This is a genomic window from Rhizobium pisi, from assembly GCF_003938655.1.
Taxonomy (GTDB): Bacteria; Pseudomonadota; Alphaproteobacteria; order Rhizobiales; family Rhizobiaceae; genus Rhizobium; species Rhizobium pisi.
In genome coordinates this window covers 55,570-78,725 of the sequence record NZ_RJJT01000011.1, presented here as the reverse complement: position 1 = coordinate 78,725, position 23,156 = coordinate 55,570, and the positions used below count along the sequence as shown (strand labels likewise).

At 61.0% G+C, this 23,156-nt stretch carries 18 protein-coding genes; 7 read left to right on the top strand and 11 right to left on the bottom strand.

The features are described 5' to 3' along the window. Window positions 1–350: 350 nt before the first annotated feature. The 3 genes from EFD55_RS16895 to EFD55_RS34110 all read right to left on the bottom strand — a co-directional run bounded on the left by EFD55_RS16895 (window position 351) and on the right by EFD55_RS34110 (window position 6,791). Window positions 351–2,660, bottom strand: a complete 2,310-nt coding sequence (locus EFD55_RS16895) for a PAS domain-containing sensor histidine kinase (protein ID WP_125846209.1) — start codon at window positions 2,658–2,660, stop codon at window positions 351–353. A 192-nt stretch (window positions 2,661–2,852) separates the two neighbouring features. Further along, complete coding sequence (gene pepN / locus EFD55_RS16890; RefSeq protein WP_125846208.1) at window positions 2,853–5,501, bottom strand: aminopeptidase N; 2,649 nt, start codon at window positions 5,499–5,501, stop codon at window positions 2,853–2,855. A gap of 183 nt (window positions 5,502–5,684) precedes the next feature. Further along, window positions 5,685–6,791, bottom strand: coding sequence for a methyl-accepting chemotaxis protein (locus tag EFD55_RS34110; protein ID WP_125846207.1), 1,107 nt, complete (start codon window positions 6,789–6,791; stop codon window positions 5,685–5,687). A gap of 340 nt (window positions 6,792–7,131) precedes the next feature. On the opposite strand from EFD55_RS34110, the gene EFD55_RS16875 reads away from it, so the two are divergent. Beyond that, a complete protein-coding gene (locus EFD55_RS16875; RefSeq protein ID WP_125846205.1) occupies window positions 7,132–8,070 on the top strand; it encodes a DMT family transporter in 939 nt (312 codons plus the stop codon). Window positions 8,071–8,316: 246 nt separating this feature from the next. After that, a complete protein-coding gene (locus EFD55_RS16870) occupies window positions 8,317–9,189 on the top strand; it encodes a hypothetical protein (RefSeq protein ID WP_125846204.1) in 873 nt (290 codons plus the stop codon). On the opposite strand, the gene EFD55_RS33195 is transcribed toward EFD55_RS16870, so the two are convergent. The 6 genes from EFD55_RS33195 to EFD55_RS16845 form a co-directional block, all read right to left on the bottom strand. Next, window positions 9,190–9,348, bottom strand: coding sequence for a hypothetical protein (locus tag EFD55_RS33195; RefSeq protein ID WP_164737526.1), 159 nt, complete (start codon window positions 9,346–9,348; stop codon window positions 9,190–9,192). 45 nt (window positions 9,349–9,393) lie between these two features. Further along, window positions 9,394–9,585 (bottom strand): hypothetical protein, encoded by a 192-nt coding sequence (locus tag EFD55_RS16865; RefSeq protein ID WP_125846203.1) that lies wholly within the window; start codon window positions 9,583–9,585, stop codon window positions 9,394–9,396. Window positions 9,586–9,717: 132 nt separating this feature from the next. Next, window positions 9,718–10,605, bottom strand: a complete 888-nt coding sequence (locus EFD55_RS16860) for a uracil-DNA glycosylase (RefSeq protein WP_125846202.1) — start codon at window positions 10,603–10,605, stop codon at window positions 9,718–9,720. A 68-nt stretch (window positions 10,606–10,673) separates the two neighbouring features. Continuing rightward, entirely contained in the window at window positions 10,674–11,966 is a 1,293-nt protein-coding gene (locus EFD55_RS16855) for an Hsp70 family protein (protein ID WP_125846201.1), read from the bottom strand. A 216-nt stretch (window positions 11,967–12,182) separates the two neighbouring features. Beyond that, the gene (locus EFD55_RS16850) at window positions 12,183–15,299 is read right to left on the bottom strand and encodes an efflux RND transporter permease subunit (RefSeq protein ID WP_125846200.1); all 3,117 of its coding nucleotides are present in this window, start codon (window positions 15,297–15,299) and stop codon (window positions 12,183–12,185) included. Beyond that, window positions 15,296–16,591 (bottom strand): efflux RND transporter periplasmic adaptor subunit, encoded by a 1,296-nt coding sequence (locus EFD55_RS16845; RefSeq protein ID WP_125846199.1) that lies wholly within the window; start codon window positions 16,589–16,591, stop codon window positions 15,296–15,298. Before EFD55_RS16845 ends, EFD55_RS16850 begins: the two co-directional genes overlap by 4 nt. Before the next feature lie 268 nt (window positions 16,592–16,859). On the opposite strand from EFD55_RS16845, the gene EFD55_RS16840 reads away from it, so the two are divergent. Next, on the top strand, window positions 16,860–17,738 hold the full coding sequence (locus EFD55_RS16840) for a phosphotransferase family protein (protein WP_125846198.1): 879 nt from the start codon (window positions 16,860–16,862) through the stop codon (window positions 17,736–17,738). Between the two features lie 10 nt (window positions 17,739–17,748). Here EFD55_RS16840 and EFD55_RS16835 read toward each other — a convergent pair whose 3' ends face one another. Then, window positions 17,749–18,537: an SDR family oxidoreductase gene (locus EFD55_RS16835; protein ID WP_125846197.1), complete on the bottom strand. Its 789-nt coding sequence runs from the start codon at window positions 18,535–18,537 to the stop codon at window positions 17,749–17,751. Between the two features lie 254 nt (window positions 18,538–18,791). Here EFD55_RS16835 and EFD55_RS16830 point away from each other — a divergent pair, with 254 nt between their 5' ends. The 3 genes from EFD55_RS16830 to EFD55_RS16820 all read left to right on the top strand — a co-directional run bounded on the left by EFD55_RS16830 (window position 18,792) and on the right by EFD55_RS16820 (window position 21,568). Next, complete coding sequence (locus EFD55_RS16830; protein WP_125846196.1) at window positions 18,792–20,456, top strand: electron transfer flavoprotein-ubiquinone oxidoreductase; 1,665 nt, start codon at window positions 18,792–18,794, stop codon at window positions 20,454–20,456. 134 nt (window positions 20,457–20,590) lie between these two features. After that, entirely contained in the window at window positions 20,591–21,211 is a 621-nt protein-coding gene (locus EFD55_RS16825) for a L,D-transpeptidase (protein ID WP_125846195.1), read from the top strand. Between the two features lie 126 nt (window positions 21,212–21,337). Next, a complete protein-coding gene (locus EFD55_RS16820) occupies window positions 21,338–21,568 on the top strand; it encodes a DUF6719 family protein (protein WP_125846194.1) in 231 nt (76 codons plus the stop codon). A 47-nt stretch (window positions 21,569–21,615) separates the two neighbouring features. Here EFD55_RS16820 and EFD55_RS16815 read toward each other — a convergent pair whose 3' ends face one another. Further along, window positions 21,616–22,521 (bottom strand): DMT family transporter, encoded by a 906-nt coding sequence (locus tag EFD55_RS16815; protein WP_125846379.1) that lies wholly within the window; start codon window positions 22,519–22,521, stop codon window positions 21,616–21,618. A gap of 96 nt (window positions 22,522–22,617) precedes the next feature. Here EFD55_RS16815 and EFD55_RS16810 point away from each other — a divergent pair, with 96 nt between their 5' ends. After that, window positions 22,618–23,139 carry an Lrp/AsnC family transcriptional regulator gene (locus EFD55_RS16810; protein ID WP_183604852.1) on the top strand — a complete coding sequence of 174 codons (522 nt, stop codon included), beginning with the start codon at window positions 22,618–22,620 and terminating at the stop codon, window positions 23,137–23,139. Window positions 23,140–23,156: the final 17 nt, after the last annotated feature.

The following is a 23,156-nucleotide window of genomic DNA, read 5'->3' as shown; positions in this document are numbered from 1 at the left end:
GAGCAGGCAGATGAAGAGTGTTTGTCAGCTATGGACCAGTTATCGGTTGCGGCAGTTGCTAAATCATTACCTTCGCATATCCGCATAAATTGTGCGGCGTAAACGCAATTTTTACTTCGCATTTTGGATACATTAGTGTTTCCGCAAGTTTCATTGTTGGCGCGGAACTTCGTGGAGCCGTATGACACAAGTATCACACGGACGGGCAACGACGGGCGTTAGATGGAGTTCGAAACCATTGCCGGGGTACGTGATCCATTCCCGCTTGCCCCGAGGCAGAGGGATAACCGGCTGATTCATCGGGTGCTTGATGCCGTCGCCCCGAATCTTTCGTTTAATATGGAGCGACCCTAGACATCATCCGGAATGCGCAGCGAGATCACGGTGCCGATCGCTTCGCGAGAGCGGATCTTCATGCGCCCGCCATGCAGTGAGGTCAGCGAGCGGGAGATGGCGAGCCCGAGGCCGGAGCCGCCCTTGCTCTTGGCATACTGGCTCTGCACCTGTTCGAAGGGCTGGCCGATCTTGGAGAGCGCCGAGCGCGGAATGCCGATGCCGGTGTCGGCTATGGTGACGACGACGGTGCCGTCGATGCGGCGTGTGCGCACCGCAATGCGACCGCCATTGTCGGTGAATTTCACGGCATTGGAGAGCAGGTTGAGCAGCACCTGTTTCATCGCCCGGCGGTCGGCCATTAGCGTCAGGCCGGAGCAGATGCGCTGGTCGATGACGATATTTTTCTCAGCCGCCGGAATGGCGGTGAAGCGCAGGCTTTCCTCAATCAGCGGCACGAGGTCGATACGCTCGCGGTGCAGCCTGAGGTGTCCGGCCTCGATCTTCGACATGTCGAGGATGTCGTTGATGACGTTGAGCAGATGTTTGCCGCTGTCGTGGATATCACGGGCATATTCGTCGTATTTCAGCGAGCCGAGCGGGCCGAACATCTGGTTCTGCAGGATTTCCGAGAAGCCGAGGATAGCGTTCAGCGGTGTGCGCAGCTCATGCGACATGTTGGCGAGGAATTCCGATTTCGCCTTGTTGGCGGCCTCGGCGCGCTCCTTCTCCGCCTGGTAGTTGGCGTTAGCAGTCGAAAGCTCGGATTTCTGGGCCTCCAGCGTCTGGCGCGAGGCGGAGAGATCGCCGATCGTCGCCATCAGCCGGCGTTCGGATTCGCGCAGCCGCTCCTGGTGACGTTTCATCAAGGTGATATCGGTCCCGACCGAGACCCGCCCGCCGTCGCGGGTGCGCCGTTCGTTGATCTGCAGCCAGCGCTCGTCGGCAAGCTGCACCTCGGTCGTACGCGAATAGCCGGAGCCGTCGGCATCGGCGATCCGCCGTTCGATGACGGGGCGGGCGGCAGCGGCATTGACGATCGAGCGCTCGGTGCCGGGCACGAGCACGCTGTCCGGCAGCCCATAGGCCTGCTGGAAATGGGTGTTGCACATGACGAGGCGATCGTTCTTGTCCCAGAGCACGAAGGCCTCCGAGGTGCATTCGATGGCATCGGCGAGCCGCTGGTCGGCTTCCGCATAGCGCTGGGCAAGCCGATGCTGTTCGGTCACGTCCATAGCGATGCCGATCAGGTGCATGCGGCCGGAATTGCTGCGGATCACCTGGGCGCGGGCCCGCATCCAGACGTAATGGCCGCCGGCATGGCGCATGCGAAAGATCTGGTCGACCTGGCCGGAGTGGCCATTGGCGATGGCGCGCGCGATCTCGTACAGCCCGCCGTCATCGGGATGCATCAGCCGTGCTGCCTCGCCGAAGCCCATCGTCTTGTCGGAACCGGGCAGGCCGAGCATGTCGTACATTGAGCGCGACCAGAAGAATTCGCGGTTCTCGAAATCGAAATCCCAGAGGCCGCAGCGGCCGCGCGACAGCGCCGTCTCGACCCGCAAGTTCGATTCCAGGAAGATGTCGTCGGCGTCGCGGGCGCGCTTCACCTGCGTGTAATAAGCATAGAGGATAACGAGCAGGATCGAGGAGATGCCGGCAAACAGCGTCACGTTGAGCGCCAGTTCCTCACGCCAGAGCCGGCCGATCTCGTCGAGCGAGGTGGCGGCAACGATATAGCCGCCGGCATTGCCCATCAGCGTGATCTCGGCATAGTGCGGAACGCCGCCGATCGTCGTTTCGATGACGCCGGCGCGATCGCCGAAGCGCCGGATCGCCGAGACCTCGGGGAAGAAGTCGCCGACATTGCTGCCGACATGCGAAAGCCCGGCGGTCGTCGCGGCAAAAACCTTGCCGCTTGCCTGCACGAGCAGCACGAAGGCGCCGCTGTCCAGCCGGTCCTGCGGCAGGAACTTGGCAAGCCGGTCCTGTGCTTGGGTGATATCGCCGCTGTCGAAGATATCGGCCGCATCGGCAAAGACGGCAGAGGCGGTCGCCGCCGAAAGGGCGGTGGCGTGGCGGGCTGAGGCCTCCATCCGGCCGTATTCACTCATCATGCCGAAGAAATGTGAGGCGGCGACGACGGTGAGGAAGGCGACGATCAGCGCCGGAATGGCGCGCTTCAAGATGAGCTCCGCCTTTGGCAGATGACGAAGCAGCGGCTCCGATGTCGCATGACCGGAAAGGCTGCCTCGCCAGGCTTTCAGCCCGTCAAAATCGACACGCAGCCGTCCTCCGGCCACGGTTGCCCGCCGCACGTCCATCATCTCTTCGCCTTGTCCCTCATGTGATTCGCGCGCCGCTCGCTCGAACCTGACCTAGAGAATCATGGGTGATTCGCCTTGTCCAGAGGCAAAGGTAAAAATCCGTTAACTATTTATATTTTCGGGTTTTTCCGGGTGATTCGAATCATTTGACGGCTGGCCGCCGCATTTTGTGCGGCGGCTGGCCGAAACAAATTACCCCTTAAGCGTGCGTTCGACGATGTCGCGCACGTCGGTCGAAAGAGCCGGAGCCCGTTCGATCTCAAGGAGCGCGGCGCGAGCATGATCGGCACGCGCCGGTTCCAGAGAGCGCCAGGAGCGCATGGAGGTGAGGATGCGTGCGGCAAGCTGCGGGTTGCGCCCGTCGATATCGAGAATCTGGTCGGCCAGAAAGCGGTAGCCTTCGCCGTCGGCGCGGCCGAAGCCGGTCGGATTGCTGAAGGCGAAGCTGCCGACGAGAGAGCGCATCCGGTTCGGGTTGGTCCGCTTGAAAAGCGGATTGTCCATCAGTGTGCGGACCCGATCCAGGGTTTTCGCGCCCGGAATGCCGGCCTGGATCGCAAACCATTTGTCGATGACGAGCGCATTCTCCGCGAAACGGTCACGGAATGTCGCCAGCGCCTCGCTCGTCTCCGCGCTGTCGGGGAAACGATGGGCCAGGATCGTCAGCGCATGGCTGAGATCGGTCATGTTGTTGGCCGCATCGAAAGCGGCCTTGGCACGAGCCGGCGTCTCTTCGGCATGAGAGAGATAGGTGAGGGCGGCATTGCGCAGTGCGCGCAGGCCGGCGCTTTTTGCGTCCGGTCTGAAATCGCCCGATGTCGTCATTGTTGCGTAGAGGGTGGCAAAGACGTCCCTTCCTGCATCGGCGATCTGTTTCAGGATCGCTTGCCGGCCGGCATGAATGGCATCGGGATCGTTGTTGCTGCCGAGTTCGCGGGCGATGTCGGATTCGCTCGGCAGCGCCAGCGCCTGGGCGCGAAAGGCGGGTTCGAGGCTCTCATCGGCGGCGGCCGCAATCAGCGTCTCGACGAAAGTCACCTCGCAGACCACCGGCTTGCCCTCGCGGGCATCGCGCGCCGCTTTCAGGAGGTTCGGCAGTGCGAGGTCGGTCAGCGACTGCCAGCGGGCGAAATGGTCAGTCTCATGGCGGGCAAGATGGGCGAGATCGGCCGGGCTCTGATCGAAATGCAGGTTGATCGGAGCCGAGAAACTGCGGTTGATCGAAACGACCGGCCGCGATCCAACGCCATGGAAGACCGCCGTCTGCGTGCGGCCAGTGAGATGCAGCACTTCGCCGGCATATTCGGCGCCCTCGACCAAAGTCGGCTCGATCTTGCCGCCGTTTTCGCCGAAGAGAGCGACGCTCAGGGGAATATGCATCGGCTCTTTATCCGGTTGACCGGGGGTGGCAGGCGTCATCTGTTCGAGCGACAGGGTGAAGCTGGCGGCCGCGGCATCGTAGCTGCCCGATGCGGTGACGAGCGGCGTGCCGGCCTGGTGGTACCAGAGCGAAAATTGCGCGAGGTCGCGCCCGCTCGCCTCTTCGAAGCATTTGACGAAATCCTCGATCGTCACGGCCTGGCCGTCGTGGCGGTCGAAATAGAGGTCCATGCCCTTCTTGAAGCCGTCCTTCCCGAGCAGCGTCGCGATCATCCGCGTGACTTCGCTGCCCTTCTCGTAGACCGTCGTCGTATAGAAATTGTTGATCTCTCGATATTTCGTCGGCCGCACCGGATGAGCGAGTGGGCCGCCGTCCTCGGGAAACTGCTCCGATTTCAGATGGCGCACCTCTGCAATGCGCTTGACCGGGCGCGAGCGCTGGTCGGATGAGAATTCGTGGTCGCGATAGACCGTCAGGCCTTCCTTGAGGCAGAGCTGGAACCAGTCGCGGCAGGTGATACGGTTGCCGGTCCAGTTGTGGAAATATTCATGCGCGATGATCGTCTCGATATTGGCGTAGTCGGCATCGGTCGCGATCTCGGGGTCGGCAAGCACGTATTTGTCGTTGAAGATGTTGAGACCCTTGTTCTCCATCGCCCCCATGTTGAAGTCGGAGACGGCGACGATCATGAAGATATCGAGATCATATTCGCGGCCGAAGACCTCTTCGTCCCACTTCATCGAGCGTTTCAGCGCGTCCATGGCATAGGCCGCGCGCGGCTCCTTGCCGTGCTCGACGTAGATCTTCAGCACCACTTCACGGCCGGACATGGTCGTGAACGTGTCTTCGACGACGCCGAGATCGCCGGCGACGAGCGCGAAGAGATAGCTCGGCTTCGGATGAGGGTCGAACCAGGCGGCGAAATGCTTGCCGGGGCCGTAGCCCGCGCCGCCGAGGAAGTTGCCGTTCGACAAGAGCAGCGGATTGGCGTCCTTGTCGGCGATGATGTTGACCGTAAACGGCGCGAGCACATCCGGCCGGTCGGGGAAATAGGTGATGCGGCGGAAGCCCTCCGCCTCGCACTGCGTGCAATAGATTCCGCTTGTGCGGTAAAGGCCCATCAGCTTGGTGTTGGCCTCGGGATTGATGATCGTGGTGATCGTCAGCTCGAACGGCGCGCTTTCAGGCAGGTCGCGCACCGTCAGGCTGTCCGCGGTGGCGTCGTAGCGCGAAGGGTCCAGCTCCACCTGGTCGAACAGCAGCCCCGACAGGGTCAGTTCGTCGCCGTCAAGAACGATCGGTGCCGTGGGATCTGCGCCCGGGCGGCGGTGAAAGATAAGACGGGCCTCGACCTTTGTCTCCGTCGGGTCGAGTTCGAAGGTCAGGTCCACGCGTTCCAGTACGAAGTCGGTGGGGCGGTAGTCTGCCAGATGAATAACCTGGCCGGTATCTGTTCGCATGGTGGTTCCTGAAGACCGTTATTGGACAATCGCGGAATACAGAGGCGGGCGCACTCTGCCATAAATTTGCCGGGCATAATTACATTAAAGTCTGAACTAAAGTTAAAGCAAATTGCCCTTGAACATGAAGTTCCCGGTCAAATATTCCGTTTGAAACCAGTGGGTGCGGCTGCTTTGATGCGACTATTTAAGATTGAGTGCCATCTTGATCGCCGCATCGCTTTCCGTCCGTTGCACGACGACGCCATACCAGCCGAGCCCGTCATAATCCTCGTAGCCGAGGGTGCGCGCGAAGGCGACGATCGAGCCGTTGTTGTCGTAGTAGCTGCCTTTTGCCTGGCCGGATGGGTTGGCGAGCGCGAAATGGGAAAAGAGCAGCGCGGGATTGGTGGTAGCGATGACCCGGCTCTTGCCGTCGAGCAGCATGACCGTCGTCTTTTCCGCCAGCTGCGGCGGCAGGTTCGCCTCTTTCTCGACGATCGCCTGGCCCTGGTTCTGCCAGTCGAAATAGACGCCGAGCGTGCCGATCAGTCGCCCGTCGAGCTTGCCGTTTTCGCGAATGCCGGTCGCATAAACAAGCGCATGCCTGTTGTCGTGGAGCGGGCTGGATTTGACCTCGTCGACGATATACGAGTCGCCGGAAGCACAAGCCGATGCCGCACGGAACCACGGATCGCCGGAAAGGCTCGTGCCGCCGATCTTGCGCTGGAAATGGGGATTGGCGGAAGCGATCACCTTGCCCGAGAGATCGGTCATGACTAGATCGAGATAGACGGTGTAGAAACGGTTGATGGCGCCGAGACGCTCCGCCGCGAAGGCGACGGTTTCCCGGCCCGGTTCCTGCAGCGTCTGCCAGAGTGCCGGGTCCGTTGCCCACCAGCGCACATCGGCCGTGCGCTCGAAGAGATTGCGAACGATGAGCTGCACCAGCGTCTGCGCGAGATCCGTCAGGCGCACCCCCTCCATCTCCTCGACGAGTGAATCGGCCATGGCGCGGCTGAGGCCGATGCGGCCGAGGACGTTGCTCTCGAACCTGCCGGTGATGTCGGTTGCAATCTGTGCCAGCCGCTGTACCTCGTTGGCGACGACCGCAAAGCCCTTCCCGGTCTCGCCCGCTCTTGCCGCCTCGATCAGCGCATTGATCGCAAGCAGCTTGATCTGCTTGACGATATGCGTGTTGTCGGCGCTGAAGCGCTCAAGGTCGGTGCTGATGCCGTCGGTAACGACGCGCATGGAGCGCGGTGTCGCAGTCTGCGATTGGGCAATTGTTTCTGCGCTAAGCGGCTTCATCAAAGTATCCTGGAGCGTGGGCAATCGTTTGGCGGTGAAGGTGTTTTTCAACTAGATGACGAAAAACGATGCTCGGCTATGGTTTTCAATTGGTTAATGCCAAGCGGCCGTGGGCGGACATTTTAGGGGGAATGACCTCAAGGAAGAGAGTTTTCGACGCAATGCGGATGTACCTGCGCAGATCGAGCAGGTGCGGAAGTGATTTTGCGATTCTCCTGGATTGCCTGCGGTTTTTTCGCCCATCGGAATTTTCTTTCGTTACGATGCCGGAAATCATCCGCTGCGTTCCCGAGTCGAACGCGTCTCCCACCCTGTTAAGTCAGCATCAAGAGCCAGGATCATGCACTCGGTTCTCAGAAATCCGATGAGGGGCATTACGCTCAAAGTCTCGTCGGTCGTGGTCTTCCTGGCCATGCAGACTTTCATCAAACTGGCCGGCTCGGATATTCCGCCGGGGCAGGTCACCTTCTGCCGGTCCTTCTTCGCGCTCTTTCCGATCATGGCGTTTCTCGCCTATAACAGGCAGTTGCAGTCGGCTTTCTATACGGCCAATCCGATTGGGCATCTCAAGCGCGGCACGATCGGCATCATGTCGATGGGTTTCGGCTTCTATGGCCTCTTGCACCTGCCACTGCCGGAGGCAATCGCGCTCGGCTACGCGATGCCGCTCGTCGCCGTCATCTTCGCCGCAGTTTTTCTCGGTGAGACCGTGCGCATCTATCGCTGGAGCGCCGTGTTGTTCGGCATCGTCGGCGTCGCCATCGTCTCCTGGCCGAAGCTTACGCTGTTTCGCGACGGCGGCATGGAGGCCGAACAGGCGGTCGGCGCGCTCTCGGTGCTGCTCTCGGCCGTTCTTGGCGGCATGGCGATGATCCAGGTGCGCCGCCTCGTCGAGGAGGAGAAGACCACGACGATCGTGCTTTATTTCTCGATCACCGCCTCGGTCTTTTCGCTGGCGTCTCTTCCGTTCGGCTGGCTGGTCCTGCCATGGCCTTCGGCGTTCTGCCTGATCGCGGCCGGCTTTTGCGGCGGCGTCGCGCAGATCCTGCTGACGGAAAGTTACCGTCATGCCGATGTCTCCACGATCGCGCCGTTCGAATACACGTCGATCCTGCTCGGCGGCATCGTCGCCTATTTCGTCTTTGGCGACGTCCCGAGCGTTACCATGCTGATCGGCACGGTCATCGTGGTCGCTGCCGGCATCTTCATCATCTATCGCGAGCACCAGTTGGGTATCGGGCAGAAGGAGGCGCGCAAGGCCACCACGCCGCAATCCTGAGCGGCGGCAAGCTCATGATATAAAAGGTTTTAACCCAGGGATTGCCATGGTGCGAAACTTGCGATCAAAGAGCGAAAGGAATGGTGAATTCTTGGGATTTCCCCGGTCCGTGAAATATGATTGTTGAACGTGAGAGACTATCATTTATTCGAAGCTGTGCATGTTTGAATAGCTGCTGATGCCGGGGGAGCTTCCGGCATCGCTGCTCCGAACGCTGGCCTGCGAGCGGAGGTGGAGAAAAGCATAATGGCATTCACGGCGGAGCAATTGGCGGGGAATTCTTCCTTCCTGATGAGCATCCGCTTCTTGGCCGGGCAGACGCGTACCATGTTCGATGCCGGCCCGCGGCTGGCGCGGCTGCTCGCCTCCCACCAGCGCTGGCTTCTGACCCAGACGGCCTATGCCCTTAACCTGGAATATGATCCGCGCGACCCGACGTCGGGTTTCACCGCCGTGCGGCTGACCGGGCGCATCACCGCGCACAAGGTAGCGAGCCGCAACACCGTGCTTGCCTTCATCGAAGAACTTCATACCTACCGCTTCATTGTGCACACGCCCGGCGACGAGCGGCGGCGGCCGCGCCATTTCGAACCGGCCGAAGTCAGCCATCAGGCGATGTTCGGGTGGATTCTTGCCAATCTCGCCGCGCTCGACCTGCTCGACGGCGGTCAAAGGGCAGCTTTTTTTCAGGCAAACCCCGCTTTGATGAAGCTCGTCCAGCCGCGCATTGCTCGCCATTGCCTGGAAGATGCCGCCTGGCGCGAACCGCCGGAGCAGGTGGCGCTGTTTCTCTGGACAGAGGCCGGCGGACTCGTCGTCGACCACTTCATGGCCCGGATGGACATCGAAAACGCGGAACCGGACAGGTTTCCTGTCGGGCGCGTCGAAACCCGCGCGCTCGCGAGCGATTTCATGATGTCGCGCACTCATCTACAGCGGCTGCTGGCGAAGGCGGCGCAACGCGGCTGCGTCGCCTGGCACGACGAAACGCGCAAGACGCACCTTTGGTTATCACGGGATTTCGTAAAGGAATATTGCGCCTGGCAGGCGGTCAAGTTCGCCTATGTCGATGAAGCCTTCGAATGGGCGAAAGCCCAAATCGAGGAAATGACCGTCTGATCAAAGAACGATTGCAGCAGTGCCTGCGCCAATTCGCTCGCTGGCATCTGCCGGCTTGACCGAAAGCTCGCGCTCATATTCCCGCGCGGCGCAGACCGCTGCGCGAATGTGCTCGAACGTATCGATGTTGCACAGAAGCGATATCAGGATCGTGGACATTTCAGGCTACTCTTGACGGGAAAGGGCAGGCGAAGCGCCTGCCGCTCAATATTGCTGGAAGTCCGCAAAAATGGCGGTCGGGCGCGCGATGCGGCTGCTAACGCCGGTGCCGCGGGCAACCATCTGTTCGTTCGTGGCAAAGCCGAAACGGCCGTAGCCCTGAGTGGAGCGAACTTGGTCGCCGGCGAGGCGGAGGGTTTCAAACCCGCAATGGATAGGACGAAAACGCTTGTTCATGGCCTTGGTTCCTGTGATTCCTCCCAAGACACAAGGTTATATTGCAATGCAGCATGCATTTTGCAATGCATCATGACGCGATGCAGCTATTCCAAAAACGCATAGGATGTTTCACAAATTATTCAACTTTGGCTAATTTCTAAGCAGGGAGAGTGACTTAAGTCTCGCCTGAAAAGCGAGCAGATCATTCCAGGCCAGCCGTTTGTTGACAGGTGCGGTTAACAGATCCTGAGGATGCAGGCTGGCGATTGCGGGAATGACATGCTCCGCAACGGCGATTTCCCTCCAGCGGCCGCGCAGGCCGTGAATCGTATCGTTTTCCCCGAAGAAAAAGCGCGCCGAAAAATTGCCGAGCAGCAGGATGACCCGAGGTTCGGCCAGTGCGATCTGCCGCTCGATGAAGGGTCGGCAAATGTCCATTTCCGCCGCCGAGGGCGCACGGTTGCCGGGCGGGCGCCAGGGGATGACCTGCGTCAGCAGGACACTCGAACGGGTCAGTCCGATCGAGGCCAGCATCTTGTCGAACAATTGGCCGGATTTTCCCGAGAAGGGCGTGCCTTCGCGATCATCTTCGGCGCTCGGCGCCGAACCGATCACCATAATGCCGCTTTCGGCATCGCCGTCGGCAAAGATGGTCGAGCGGGCGCTATGCTTGAGATTGCAGCCGTTAAAGGCTTCGATCGCTGTCTTGAGCTCGCCGAGAGATCGTGCGCTTTCGGCGACGAAACGCGCCTGCTGCACGGCCTCGCCGTCGGGAATGGCAGGTTGCGGGCCGGAGGTTGCGCGTTCGGCCGGAGCCGGGCGCGCCGCCGCATTCGGACGCGGCGATATCTGACGTTCCCCTGCAACAGGGCTCTCCTGCTGCGCCGCTGTCGCCGGACGGCGAGCAGCCTTCATCGCCTCGAACTCGGCGAAGCGGTCGATCGCCTCTTCCTCCAGCAGCCATTCCACACCGGCATCCGCATGGAAATGCAGAAGCGCTGCAAGCTCGGCGGGAGAAAGGTCGTTGGCGGAGATCATGCGGCAAGTCTAGCGGAGGGAAGTGGGCATTGAAAGGGCAGGCGGCATATTGCTTGCCTTTGCCCGTTCTATTGTACCGTCCATTGCGAGATGTCGTCGCGCTCGCCGATCAGCGCCAGGCCGTGAGCGATCGACAGCAGTTCGCCGCCGCTTTCGATCCGGCCGCGCTCGAAGCGCTCGGTGAAGATCCGGCGCACCGCCGGCACGAAGGAGGTGCCGCCGGTCAGGAACACCTTGTCGATTCCCCCAGACTTCGTCTCGGTCTTGTCTAGCACTTCGTCGAGCGCTCCTTCGATACGGGCGAGGTCATCGACGATCCAGCTTTCGAAATCGCTGCGCTTGATCGTGCGACGACCGCCGCGGCCGAGTGGGGCGAAATCGAACGGAGCCTCTTCGGCGGAGGAAAGCGCCATCTTCGTTGCAGAGACGGCCTGATAGAGCGGATAGCCCTCGTCATGGTCGATCAGGTCGACGAAGATTTCCAGTTTCTCCGGTTCCAGCGCCGTGCGCACCAGCTTCTTGAGATCCTCGAATTCCCGCGAGGTCTTGAAGATCGACAGCTGGTTCCAGCGGCTGAAGCTCGCATAGTAGTTTGACGGCACCTCAAGGACCTTGTCGAAACTCTTGAAATGGCTGCCCTTGCCGATCTGCGGCGCGACGATGTTGTCGATCATGCGCGCATCGAAATGGTCGCCGGCCACACCGACACCCGAATGGCCGATCGGCGTTGCCGTCAGTTTGCCGGCCCTGGTCTCGAAGCGGATCAGCGAATAGTCCGTCGTACCGCCGCCGAAGTCTGCGACGAGCACGGTCGCATCGGACTTCAGGTTCTGCGCGAAGTAGAAGGCGGCCGCAACCGGCTCGTAGACATAATGAATTTCCGGAAAGCCGAACCGCGTCAGCGCCTCGTTGTAGCGCTGCACCGCAAGCGCCGGGTCCGGATTGGCGCCGGCGAAATGCACCGGACGGCCGGCGATGATGCGGCTGGTCTCATCGGGCCAACTCTCGCCTGCGTAATGGCGAAGGCGCCGGATAAAGATTTCCATCAGGTCTTCGAAGCTCTGCCGCTTGCCGAAGATGATTGTGCCCTGGAAGAGCGCGCTTGCCGCAAAGGTCTTGATCGACTGCAGGAAACGGCAGTCGCCGGGATTGTCGATGAACTGGCGGATCGCCGCATGGCCCGCCTCCACCTTCAGCGCCGAAGCCCCGAGCTGCGCGTCCTTCATGAAGGACAGCGCCGTGCGCATGCTGTCGGCCGTGCCTGCCGTGCTCGTGAACGCCATCGAGCGCGTCGCCCCGCCATCCGCCATGGCGAGAACCGTATTCGTCGTGCCGAAGTCCAAACCCAGCGCCTGAGCCATGCCCGCACCTCTTCATGTCGATTGTTATTGGAGACGGAGCGTTGCTCCGCAAGGGCGTGCGAACGCCCGGATCAAGGAGGGCGGGTGATGCCATAGAGGCGTGACACATTCAAGAGGAGAGGAAGTTGATGTGATTGCAGGCGCACTTCTTCTCCCGGTGGAAGAAGAAGTGCGCCGCAAGGGGCAATCGGCAATGCCGAATTCAGAGGGTCGTCATCACTCGGCGGCCATTGCCCTTGCTTCCTGCACCTCGGGTTCTTCGACCTTCTTCTCGCCGATCAGCCGGCCGAGGAAATTGCCGAAGCGGTCCATCTCGACAAAGATGACGGGGGTGATGAAGAGCGTCAGCAGCTGCGAGACGATGAGGCCGCCGACCACCGCGATGCCGAGCGGCTGACGCAGCTCGGAGCTTGCGCCGGTGCCGAGCGCGATCGGCAGGGCGCCGAGCAGGGCGCAGAAGGTCGTCATCATGATCGGCCGGAAGCGTCGCACGCAGGCCTCGTGGATCGCCGCCGTAGCCTTTTCGCCGGTCGTGCGCATCGTCTCCACCGCCACGTCGATCATCATGATCGCGTTCTTCTTGACGATGCCGATCAGCATCAGGAGCCCGATAAGGGCGATGATCGACAGGTCGAAGCCCATGATCTTCAGGGCCAGCAGCGCGCCGAACGCCGCCGCAGGCAAACCGGAAAGAATGGTCAGCGGATGGATGAAGCTTTCATAGAGCACGCCGAGGACGACATAGATCGTCAGAATGGCCGCCAGGATCAGATAGGGCGTGTTGCCCTGAGACTGCTGGAAGATTTCGGCCGTACCGCCATAGGAGGTGAAGACGTCTGTCGGTGTCGCGATGTCCTTCTTGATCTGGTCGATCGCCGCCGTCGCATCGCTGAGCGAGACGCCTTCCGGCAAGTTGAAGGAAACGGTGGTCGAGACCAACTGGCCCGTCTGGTTGACGGTGACCGGGCCGGTGGTGCGTTGGACGTGCGCGAAGTTCGAAAGCGGCACCAGGCTGCCATTGGCCGAGGCGACACGGATTTCCGAGAGCTTCTGGTCGTCCCAGGGTTTGCTCGTATCGTATTCGACGATGACGTTGTAGCTGTCGCCGGTCGACTGTATTTCCGCCGCTGAGTATCCGCTGAAGGATTCCTGCAGCGTTTTGCGCAGCGTGCCGTTATCGATCCCGTAGGCGGCTGCCCGCTCCGTATCGATGACGATATTGGCCTGGAGCGCGTTGTTCTGGGCGTCCGACGTCACGTCGGTGAACAGTCGATCCTTACGCATCGCCGCCTGGATCTTGCCGGCCCAGAGGTTGGTTTGATCAGCACTCAGCGCCTGTACCACCAGCTGATACTGGCTGGCGGTCTGGCGGCCGCCGAAGCGCAGGCTCTGGTTCGGCGTCACGAAGGCCTGCAACCCCGGGATCTTGTTGATCGCGGTACGCAGCTCGCGCAGCGTCTGGTCAAGCGGCGGACGCTCCGTCTTGTCCTTGAGTTCGACGAACATCGAGCCGTTGTTCTGCGGTTTGTTCGGGTTGCCGCCGATCGTCGACATCACGTGGTTGATCGCCGGGTTCGCCTTGACGACGGCTGCCGCCTGCTGCTGCAGTGCCTCCATGGCGGGATAGGAAATGTCCTGCCGGGCCTGGGTGCTGATCGTCAGGCGGCCGATATCCTCCTGCGGGAAGAAGCTCGTCGGCAACGTCATGAAGAAATAGACCGTCAGCGCCACCGAACCGAGGAAAACCCCGAGGATCGTCACGCGATGACGAAGGCACCAGCCGACCGCCCGGTCGTAGCCGCGCAGCGTCCGCTCGAAGCCGGCATCGAAGATGCGGATGAGGAGCGGTGGGCGGCTCTGGTGGTTGGACAGACGTGAGGCGAGCATCGGCGTCACGGTCAGCGAGACGATCGCCGACGAGATGATGGCGATGGCGACCACCATGCCGAATTCGTTGAACACGCGGCCGACGACGCCACCCATCAAGAGGATCGGGATGAAGACCGCAATCAGCGAAACCGACATGGAAATGATGGTGTAGCTGACTTCGCCCGCACCCTTGATCGCCGCCTCCCGCACCGGCATGCCTTCCTCGACATGGCGCAGGATGTTTTCGAGCATGACGATCGCGTCATCCACCACGAGCCCCACCGCGAGCGTCAGCCCGAGCAGCGATATATTGTCGATACTGTAGCCAAGCACATACATCATGCCGAAGGTCGAGATCAGCGACAGCGGGACGGCAAGGCCCGGAATGATCGTCGCTGTGGCGTGGCCGGTAAAGAGGTAGATGACGAGGACGACGAGGCCGATCGTCAGGAGCAGCGTGAACTTCACGTCGGCAATGGCGGCGCGGATCGGTTTTGCGGCGTCGTTCATGACGACGGTGTTGACCGAAGGCGGGATTTCGGCGTGAAGCTGCGGCAGCTTGGCGTTGATCGCATCGACGACGTCGACGGTGTTGGCATCCGGCTGACGCTGAATGGCGAGGATGATGCCGCGCTGGCCGTCATACCAGCTGCCGGTATACTGGTTCTCGACGCTGTCCTGTACATCGGCAATATCGCCGAGATGGATCGGCGCACCATTCGGATTGGCAATGACAAGCGAACGGAATTGATCGGCGTTGGTGCGCTGCGTATTCGCGGTAATGGTCATGGCCTGCGAATTGTTCTGCAACGTTCCCACAGGCTGCTGGCTGTTGGCGGCAGCAAGCGCCTTGTTGACTGTATCGATGCCGATGCCGCGGGTCAGCAGCTTGTTGGGATCGACCTCGACGCGCACGGCATAAGTCTGCGCACCGTAGACGCTGACCTGGGCAACTCCGGGAAGGGTGGAAAGCGACGGCGAGATGATGTCTTCGGCGATCTCGTCGAGCTTGCTGCGTGGCATGGTGTTGCTCTGCACGGAGAGCAGCATGACGGGCGCATCGGCCGGGTTCGTCTTGCGGTAGCTCGGCGGCGTCGTCAGGTTGTCGGGCAGCTGCCGGGTCGCATGCGAGATCGCGGCCTGCACGTCCGCTGCCGCCGCGTCGATGTTGCGGTTGAGGTCGAACTGCAGCACGATGCTGGTGCTGCCCAGCGAGCTCGATGCGCTGATTTCGCTGATGCCGGGGATAGTCTCGAACTGCTTGATCAGCGGCGTGGCGACCGACGTCGCCATCGTCTGCGGCGAGGCGCCGCTCAACTGCGCCGAAACGTTGATTGTGGGAAAATCGACCTGCGGCAGGGCCGCGACCGGCACAAGCTGATAACCGGCTAGACCGGCCAGAATGGCGCCGATGGCAAGCAGCGTCGTCGCGACGGGGCGCTGGATGCAGAAATTGGGGATCATTGCTCAGCTCCCACCGCGATCGTCTCGGACTGCTGCTGTTGCCGAGGCTTTTCGGCGGACGCGACATCAAGCGTCTTTTCATCGAACTGCTCGTTGATGGCCTGCTGGTCGCTGAGCTGGCCCTGGCCCTCGACGACGACGTGATCGCCTTCCGAAAGGCCTGAGGCAATTGCAGTGAAGCCGCCATTCGCGCGGGCAACGGTGACGGGCGTCAGATGCGATTTGCCATCCTTGGCGACGAAGGCGAAGAAACCGTCCGGACCGGGGCTGACGGCAACCGTCGGCACGACCACCTGCTGTTCCGCATTGTTGAAATGCACCACGATATTGACCGACTGGCCGGGCCAGAGCGCACCGGAGGCGTTCTCGAACTTCGCCTTGGCGAGGATCGTGCCCGAGGCCGTGTCGACCGTATTGTCGTAGAAGCTGATCTCGCCCTTGCGGACCTGTCCCTTGGTGGAAGAGGGGACCGTGCTGACCGCGACCGGACCGGCTGCCAGAGCGGCCTTCAGTGCGCGCAGATAGCGCTCCTGCAGGTGGAATTTCACATAGATCGGATCGTATTTGGCGATAGTGACGATTGCTGCGCCGGCATTGAGGAAAGCGCCCTTGCTGACGGCGATATCGCCGAGCCGGCCGTCGAAGGGAGCGCGGATACTAGTGTTTTCGAGTATGATCTGATCCGCGGCGAGTGTCGCCTTATCAGCTTCAACCGTCGCTACGGCGCTGTCGCGCGCGGCTCTTGCCTGGTCGAGGCTCTGCTGGGTTCCGGCTTTCTGGTCGAAAAGATCCTGCGCGCGCACCAGCGCGGTTTCAGCTTGCGACAGGGTCGCCGTATCCCGCACGATCATCGCATTGTCCTTGTCGACGGTAGCCTTGGCCGTCCGGTCGTCCAGCTTGGCGATGAGGTCACCGTCTTTGACGGTCGCGCCGTCCTTGGCGTTGATGCCGACGATCAGGCCCTGCTCCTGCGCGGCAATGGTCGTGTTGTCATCGGCATCGGCCCAGCCGGTCGCCGTCACATCCGTCGGCAGCACGGTTTTCACGGCGGCAACTGTCTTGACGACAGTTGGACCGCCACCGCCGCGTCTGCGGCCGCCGCCCTGATGCTGCCCGCCGTCTGGAGCTTGATCAGCCTGGGCCTGCTGCTCACCGCCATTGCCGCCTGCCGGCTGCTTGATGATCTGCGAGAGGTAGGGAATGCGGGAGGCATAGGGGATGAGATTCCCGAATTGCCAGAGGCCGACGGCGGCGACTGCGATAAGGCTGACGGTGATCCAAAATTTCTTCATGGGCGAGACCGGACTTTGGGCAAGGTTGCGGGGGGCAAGGGTGCAAATTTTATGCCCTGATTGAGCCGCTTATATTGCGGCGCAAAAAAGACATAATTGTCCGGACACGATCACTAAGTGGTTATAACGGCTTAAATTTTTGTAATGAATATTCCGTAATATTCAAACTGTACTAATATAGGAGCGCGCAACTTGATGCAGTCCGACGGCTGTAAGCGTATGCCTTTGTTGCGCGGAAGAACGCAGAAAACAGAAAAGGCGGGTTGTCATGGCTGAGTTGGACGCCAGCGAGTTTCGCTCTCTCATCATAAGCGTGTTTCCTCATCTCACCGGCGCGGTCTTCAGACTGGCAGCAAAGGGTTGGGATTCGATCGCGATTGACGTCGATGACACGCTGATTTTCAAGTTTCCCCGCAATCTCACCGCAGAGCGGGTGCTTCAGAAGGAAGCTGCCTTGCTCGATGTCATTCGGCCGTCGCTTTCGATGGCGATTCCCGATATGCGAATTCACGACGGGCCACCGGTCTTCTCCAGCCACACCAAGATCGAGGGCGAACATCTCATCGCCGAAGACTACGATGCGCTCGGGGGCAGCGATCGTCAGCACCTGGCGGAAGACCTCGCGCGATTTTACGCCGAACTGCATGTGCTCGATGCCGACCGCATGCGGACGGCCGGCGCGGCGGCAATCCTGCCCTGGCAATCGCCCGAGGCTGTGAGAGCGAAGGCTTTGCCGCTGCTGCCGCCCGACATTACGAGCTTTGCGCGGGCCGTCGTTTCGGATTTCGAAGCCTTGTCGCCCGATCCTTACGGCAACATCTACGGCTTCTTCGGCGGCCATGGCTGGAACATGGCCTTCGACCACGCGCAGAGGAGGCTCAACGGCATCTACGATTTCGCCGATTCCGGCTTTGGCCCGTTGCACCAGGAATTCATCTACTCGAATTTCATTTCGCCCGATCTGACCGCCCGCATCGTATCGGCATATGAAATCCTGACCGGACGCAGGCTCGACCGACGGCGCATCGCGATCCTCACGGGTTTCCATCGTCTGTCCGAACTCGCCGAATTTGCGGACGATCCGGCTTACGTCGAAGAGATGATCCGAAGTGTCGCGACTTGGGCCGCGGCGGCCCGCGTCGGCTGAGGCGCAGCCGTCAGACGGATCGCGCCGCGCCGCCGTCGCAGCGGATGAGGGAACCGGTAATGTAGCTTGCCGGCTGGCTGCACAGGAAGGCAGCCGCTGCGGCAAATTCCTCCACCCGGCCGTAGCGGCCGGCTGGAATGCGCGCTTCCTTGTCGGTGCGGATCTCCTCGAGGCTCTTGCCCGTCCGTTTTGCCGCAGCCCCGTCGAGATCGTCGAGCCGCGCCGTCAGGATGCTGCCCGGCAAAAGCAGGTTGGTGGTGATGCCGAAGCCCGCCACTTCGGAGGCAAGCGTCTTGCTCCAGCCGGCAAGGGCCGGGCGCAGCGTATTCGACAGCGCCAGGTTGGCGATCGGTTCGATCACGCCTGACGAAGCAACGGTCAGGATGCGGCCCCAGCCCTGCGCCTTCATGCCGGGCAGCAGCGCATTGGTGAGCGTGATCACGCGGGCGACCATGGAGAGGAAATAGGTCTCGAGCTTTTCGGCCGTCATGTCTTCGGTCGTGCCGGGCGTCGGTCCGCCGGTATTGTTGACGAGGATATCGAGCCCGCCGAACTTCTCTTTCACAGCCGTCGTCGTCATCTCGACGAAGCGTTCATCGCCGAGATTGGCCCAGATCCAGTCGGCCTTGCCCCTGCCTTCGGCATTGATCGCCTTGCAATTGGCCTCCAGCTGTTCGCCGCTGCGCCCGCAGAGCAGTACGTTTGCGCCCTCCCGCGCCAGCGCCACGGCGATGCCGAGGCCGAGGCCGCGTGAGGAGGCGAGAACGAGTGCGCGTTTGCCTTCGATGCCGAGATCCATGAACTTTGCCCTCCGATATGTCCGAGCGATGTATAAGGCGCAAGCGGCGGAAAAGGAAAGGGAGTGCGATCGGTTCGGCGGCGTTTGATAATTGACGTTAACGTAAACGTCATATAATCCTGATGCGGGATGCATATCATTGTGCGAATTGGAAGATCGGCTGTCGTATCCCGGCTCGACAATCCCTTCTCGTTTTGACAAGAAAGTGCCGATCAGGGGATGATGGCCGCCGGCGGCCAAGTGGAGACGAATGGATGACCGAGGTGAGTGAGCTGCCCGAACGCGAAAGCATGGAATTCGACGTGGTGATCGTCGGTGGCGGACCTGCCGGTCTGTCTGCGGCGATCCGTCTGAAGCAGGTCAATCCGGAGCTGTCGGTTGTCGTTTTGGAGAAGGGCTCGGAAGTCGGCGCCCATATCCTGTCCGGCGCCGTCGTCGATCCCGTTGGCATCGACCGGCTGCTGCCCGGCTGGCGCAGCGAGAGCGACCATCCCTTCAAGACCGAGGTGACATCAGATCACTTCCTGGTACTCGGCCCCGCCGGCTCGATCCGCCTGCCGAACGTACTGATGCCGCCCTTGATGAACAATCACGGCAATTACATCGTCTCGCTCGGCAATGTCTGTCGCTGGCTGGCTGGTAAGGCCGAGGAACTCGGTGTCGAGATCTATCCGGGCTTTGCCGCGACCGAAGTGCTCTACAATGACGAAGGTGCGGTGATCGGCGTCGCCACCGGCGACATGGGGATCGAGAAGAACGGCGAGCCCGGCCCGAACTACACCCGCGGCATGGAGCTGCTTGGCAAATATGTGCTGATCGGCGAGGGCGTGCGCGGCTCGCTCGCCAAGCAGTTGATCGCGAAATTCGATCTGCAGAAAGACCGCGAACCCCAAAAATTCGGCATCGGCATCAAGGAGCTCTGGCAGGTCAAGCCGGAGAACCACCGACAGGGGCTGGTGCAGCACTCCTTCGGCTGGCCGCTTGGTTTCAAGACCGGCGGCGGCTCCTTCCTCTACCACCTTGAAGACAATCTGGTGGCGGTCGGATTCGTCGTCCATCTGAACTACAAGAACCCTTATCTCTATCCCTTCGAGGAATTCCAGCGCTTCAAGACACATCCGGCGATCCGCGGCACCTTCGAGGGCGGCAAGCGGCTCTCCTATGGCGCGCGCGCCATCACCGAGGGCGGCTACCAGTCGGTGCCGAAGCTTTCCTTCCCCGGTGGAGCGCTGATCGGCTGTTCGGCCGGTCTTGTCAACGTGCCGCGCATCAAGGGCAGCCACAATGCGGTTCTGTCGGGCATGCTGGCGGCCGAGAAGATTGCGGCTGCGATCGAAGCCGGCCGCAGCCATGACGAGGTCGTCGAGATCGAAAATGAATGGCGCAAGGGCGACATCGGCCGAGATCTGAAGCGGGTTCGCAATGTCAAGCCGCTGTGGTCGAAGTTCGGCACGGCCCTCGGTGTCGCGCTCGGTGGTCTCGACATGTGGACGAACACGCTGTTTGGCTTCTCCTTCTTCGGCACGCTGAAACATGGCAAGACCGATGCCCAATCGCTTGAACCCGCCTCGCAGCATAAGCCGATCGCCTATCCGAAGCCGGATGGCGTCCTAACCTTCGATCGGCTGTCCTCGGTGTTCCTGTCGAACACCAACCACGAGGAGGATCAGCCGGTGCATCTGCAGGTGAAGGACATGGGCCTGCAGAAGCGTTCCGAACACGACATCTATGCCGGTCCATCGACGCGTTACTGTCCGGCCGGCGTCTATGAATGGGTGGAGAAGGACGGCGAAGAGGTCTTCGTCATCAACGCCCAGAACTGCGTGCACTGCAAGACCTGTGACATCAAGGACCCCAACCAGAACATCAACTGGGTGCCGCCGCAGGGCGGTGAAGGACCGGTCTATCCGAATATGTGAAGCGGATCGGCATCGCAGCCGGCATTTCACGGGGCTGACGCTTTCGTGATCGCTTGCCGGCTGCGGTCCTTAGTCATTCGTTAACCATAAATTCCTTAGCCTGCGACATCTCTCGACGCACTAAGGACACCTTCATGACGATCTCCCGCCGGGGCTTTCTGATTGCTCTGCCCCTTGTCGTGGCCGGCTGCTCCTCGACCGGTTTGAACAGCCAGACGAATTACGCGGCACTTCCTGATGAAAAATTTCCGCTGAGGCAGGTGCCGATCGACAAGATCAAGCCGGAGCTCCGTCGCCAGGAAGTGGCTTATGAAACGACGCATGCAGCGGGGACCATCATCGTCGATACGCCGGCGCGTCGCGCCTACTACATCCTCGGCGATAACAGGGCGATGCGCTATGGCGTGGGCGTCGGCCGCGAGGGGCTGGCATTTGCCGGCGACGCCTATATCGGCCGCAAGGCCGAGTGGCCGAGTTGGACGCCCACCGAAAACATGCAGCGCCGCGAAGAACGCTATCGCAAGCTTGCCGGCGGCATGCCGGGCGGTCCGAACAATCCGCTCGGCGCGCGGGCGATGTATCTCTATCGCGGCGGCGATGATACGCATTTCCGCATTCACGGCACGAACCAGCCGGAATCGATCGGCCTGGCGATGTCGAGCGGCTGCATCCGTATGATGAACAACGACGTGATCGATCTCTATGGCCGTGTCGATGTCGGCGCCAGGGTTGTCGTCATTCAGGCTACGGCCTAAGCCCTAGGGCCGAAAGCAAAGCCATGCCCTCAGGGAGAGCAGAGCGAACATCGCTGATGCAAGTGAATTGACGAACGGGACAAGTGTGCTCAGTATACTGCGGTCTATTCATGGAGGGAGGCCGCAATGCGTAGTATAAGCGTAATAGTTTCTATCGTGGCGTTGTCTACGTTTGCCAGTGCTTTACCCGCGCTGGCGGCCATCAAGACCGTTACGCAGAGGCCGACAACTCAGTCATTGCCGGCGGGGCATGCGGTGCTTTTTAATGACGGGCAGTGTCCTGCAGGGCAGATTGCCAAATTCGTGCATAAAGAGAAGTCGGGTCAACTCAAAAAATCCTGCGTTCATTCGAATTGAACCGCCGCAGCATATCGCTAACGGCGGCTCTTGATTGATCGAAACGCTCAGCGACGCTTGGCGGCAATGCCGGTCGAAAGTGCCACGCCGATGCCTGTGATCACGGCGGCGCTGATTTCGGTAACGCCGATCTGTTCGCCAAGCAGCAAGCCGCCGCCGAGGGTTGCCAGCACGGGCGTCAGGGCCGTGAAGGCGGCGGCCTGCGTTCCGCCAAGTGTTCTGACGGCGGTGCCGTAGGCCACCATGGCGACGAGGCCGGAAAGAATGCCCTGACTCAGCGTCTGAAGGCCGATTTCCTGCAGAGGAACCTGAGGCAGCGAGATGCCGAAGATCACCGCAAGCGCGCCCATCATCAGGAAGGACCAGACGGCAATCAGGGCGCTCGCCTGCACGGCCGTCAGACCGGAGCGGCGGAAAGCATGGGTATAGCTCGCCCAGAGAAGGGCGCCGGCCGGCAGCAGCACGAAGCTCGTCCACGGCAATGAGGCGTCCGCAAGGCTGCGCGTGAGCAGGATCAGCACGCCGGCGACGATCGCGACGAGCCCCGCGATGCGTGTACCGTCAGGCCTTTCGCGAAACAGCGCAGCCCCAATCAACGCCGTGGCGAGCGGCATGGAGCCGCCGAGCAGGATGCCTGAAGAGGCGGCCGGCGTGGAATGAATTGCAAAAGTGGTTAGAAGGAAGAAGATGGCGCCGGAGCCGGACACCATGATGGCGAGCAGGTGAAGCGGCACGGCCTTCGGCAACAGGCCTGTTTTCATCCAGATGGGCGCAAGCGCGATGGCTGGAATGCCGAAGCGGATCAGCCCGATGTCGATCGAGCCGAGCGGCGTTGTCGCACTGTGGCGCGTGACAAGAAACCATGTCGCCCAGATCAGTACGGTGATGGTGCCCCCGGCATAACCGATTGCCTGCGATGGCGACTTGTCGTTCGAGAATGCAAGGGTGGTCATCATCCTGTCCTTTCCCTAGTCCGGAGCCTGTCCGGTTGAGGAAAAGATTAGCGCCAGAGGCCGGGGCATGTCCTTGCTATCTGTGGCTCAAAAATCATGCTACACGCAATCTTCTGCCAACTGGCGCCTATGGATATCGTGAAAATGCCAAATCTCGATAAATTCGATATTGCCATCCTGAAATGCCTGCAGGAGGATGCGCGGGCCACCAATGTCGAGATCGCCGAGAAGGTGAATCTCTCGCCGTCGCCCTGTCTGCGCCGCATCCGCAATCTCGAACGTACCGGCATCATCCGCGGATACACCGCCGATATCGATCGCAAGGAAGTCGGCCTCGGCCTGACCGTCTTCGTGGAATTCAAGGTTGTTCATCACAGTCGCGAGAATTCGGAGGCGCAGCAGAAGGCGCTGCTCGCCATCCCCGAGATCGTCTCCTGCTTCCTGATCTCGGGTACCGCGGATTTCTTGGCCGAAGTGGTGGTGGAGGATCTCGCCGCCTATGACCGGCTTCTAACCGAGACGCTGCTGACCCTGCCGAATGTCAGCGACATCCGTTCGAACTTCGCCATCCGCAGCATCAAGACGCACGGTCCGTTGAAGTTGCCCGAGGGAAAATAATTCCGCTCGGGCTTGCC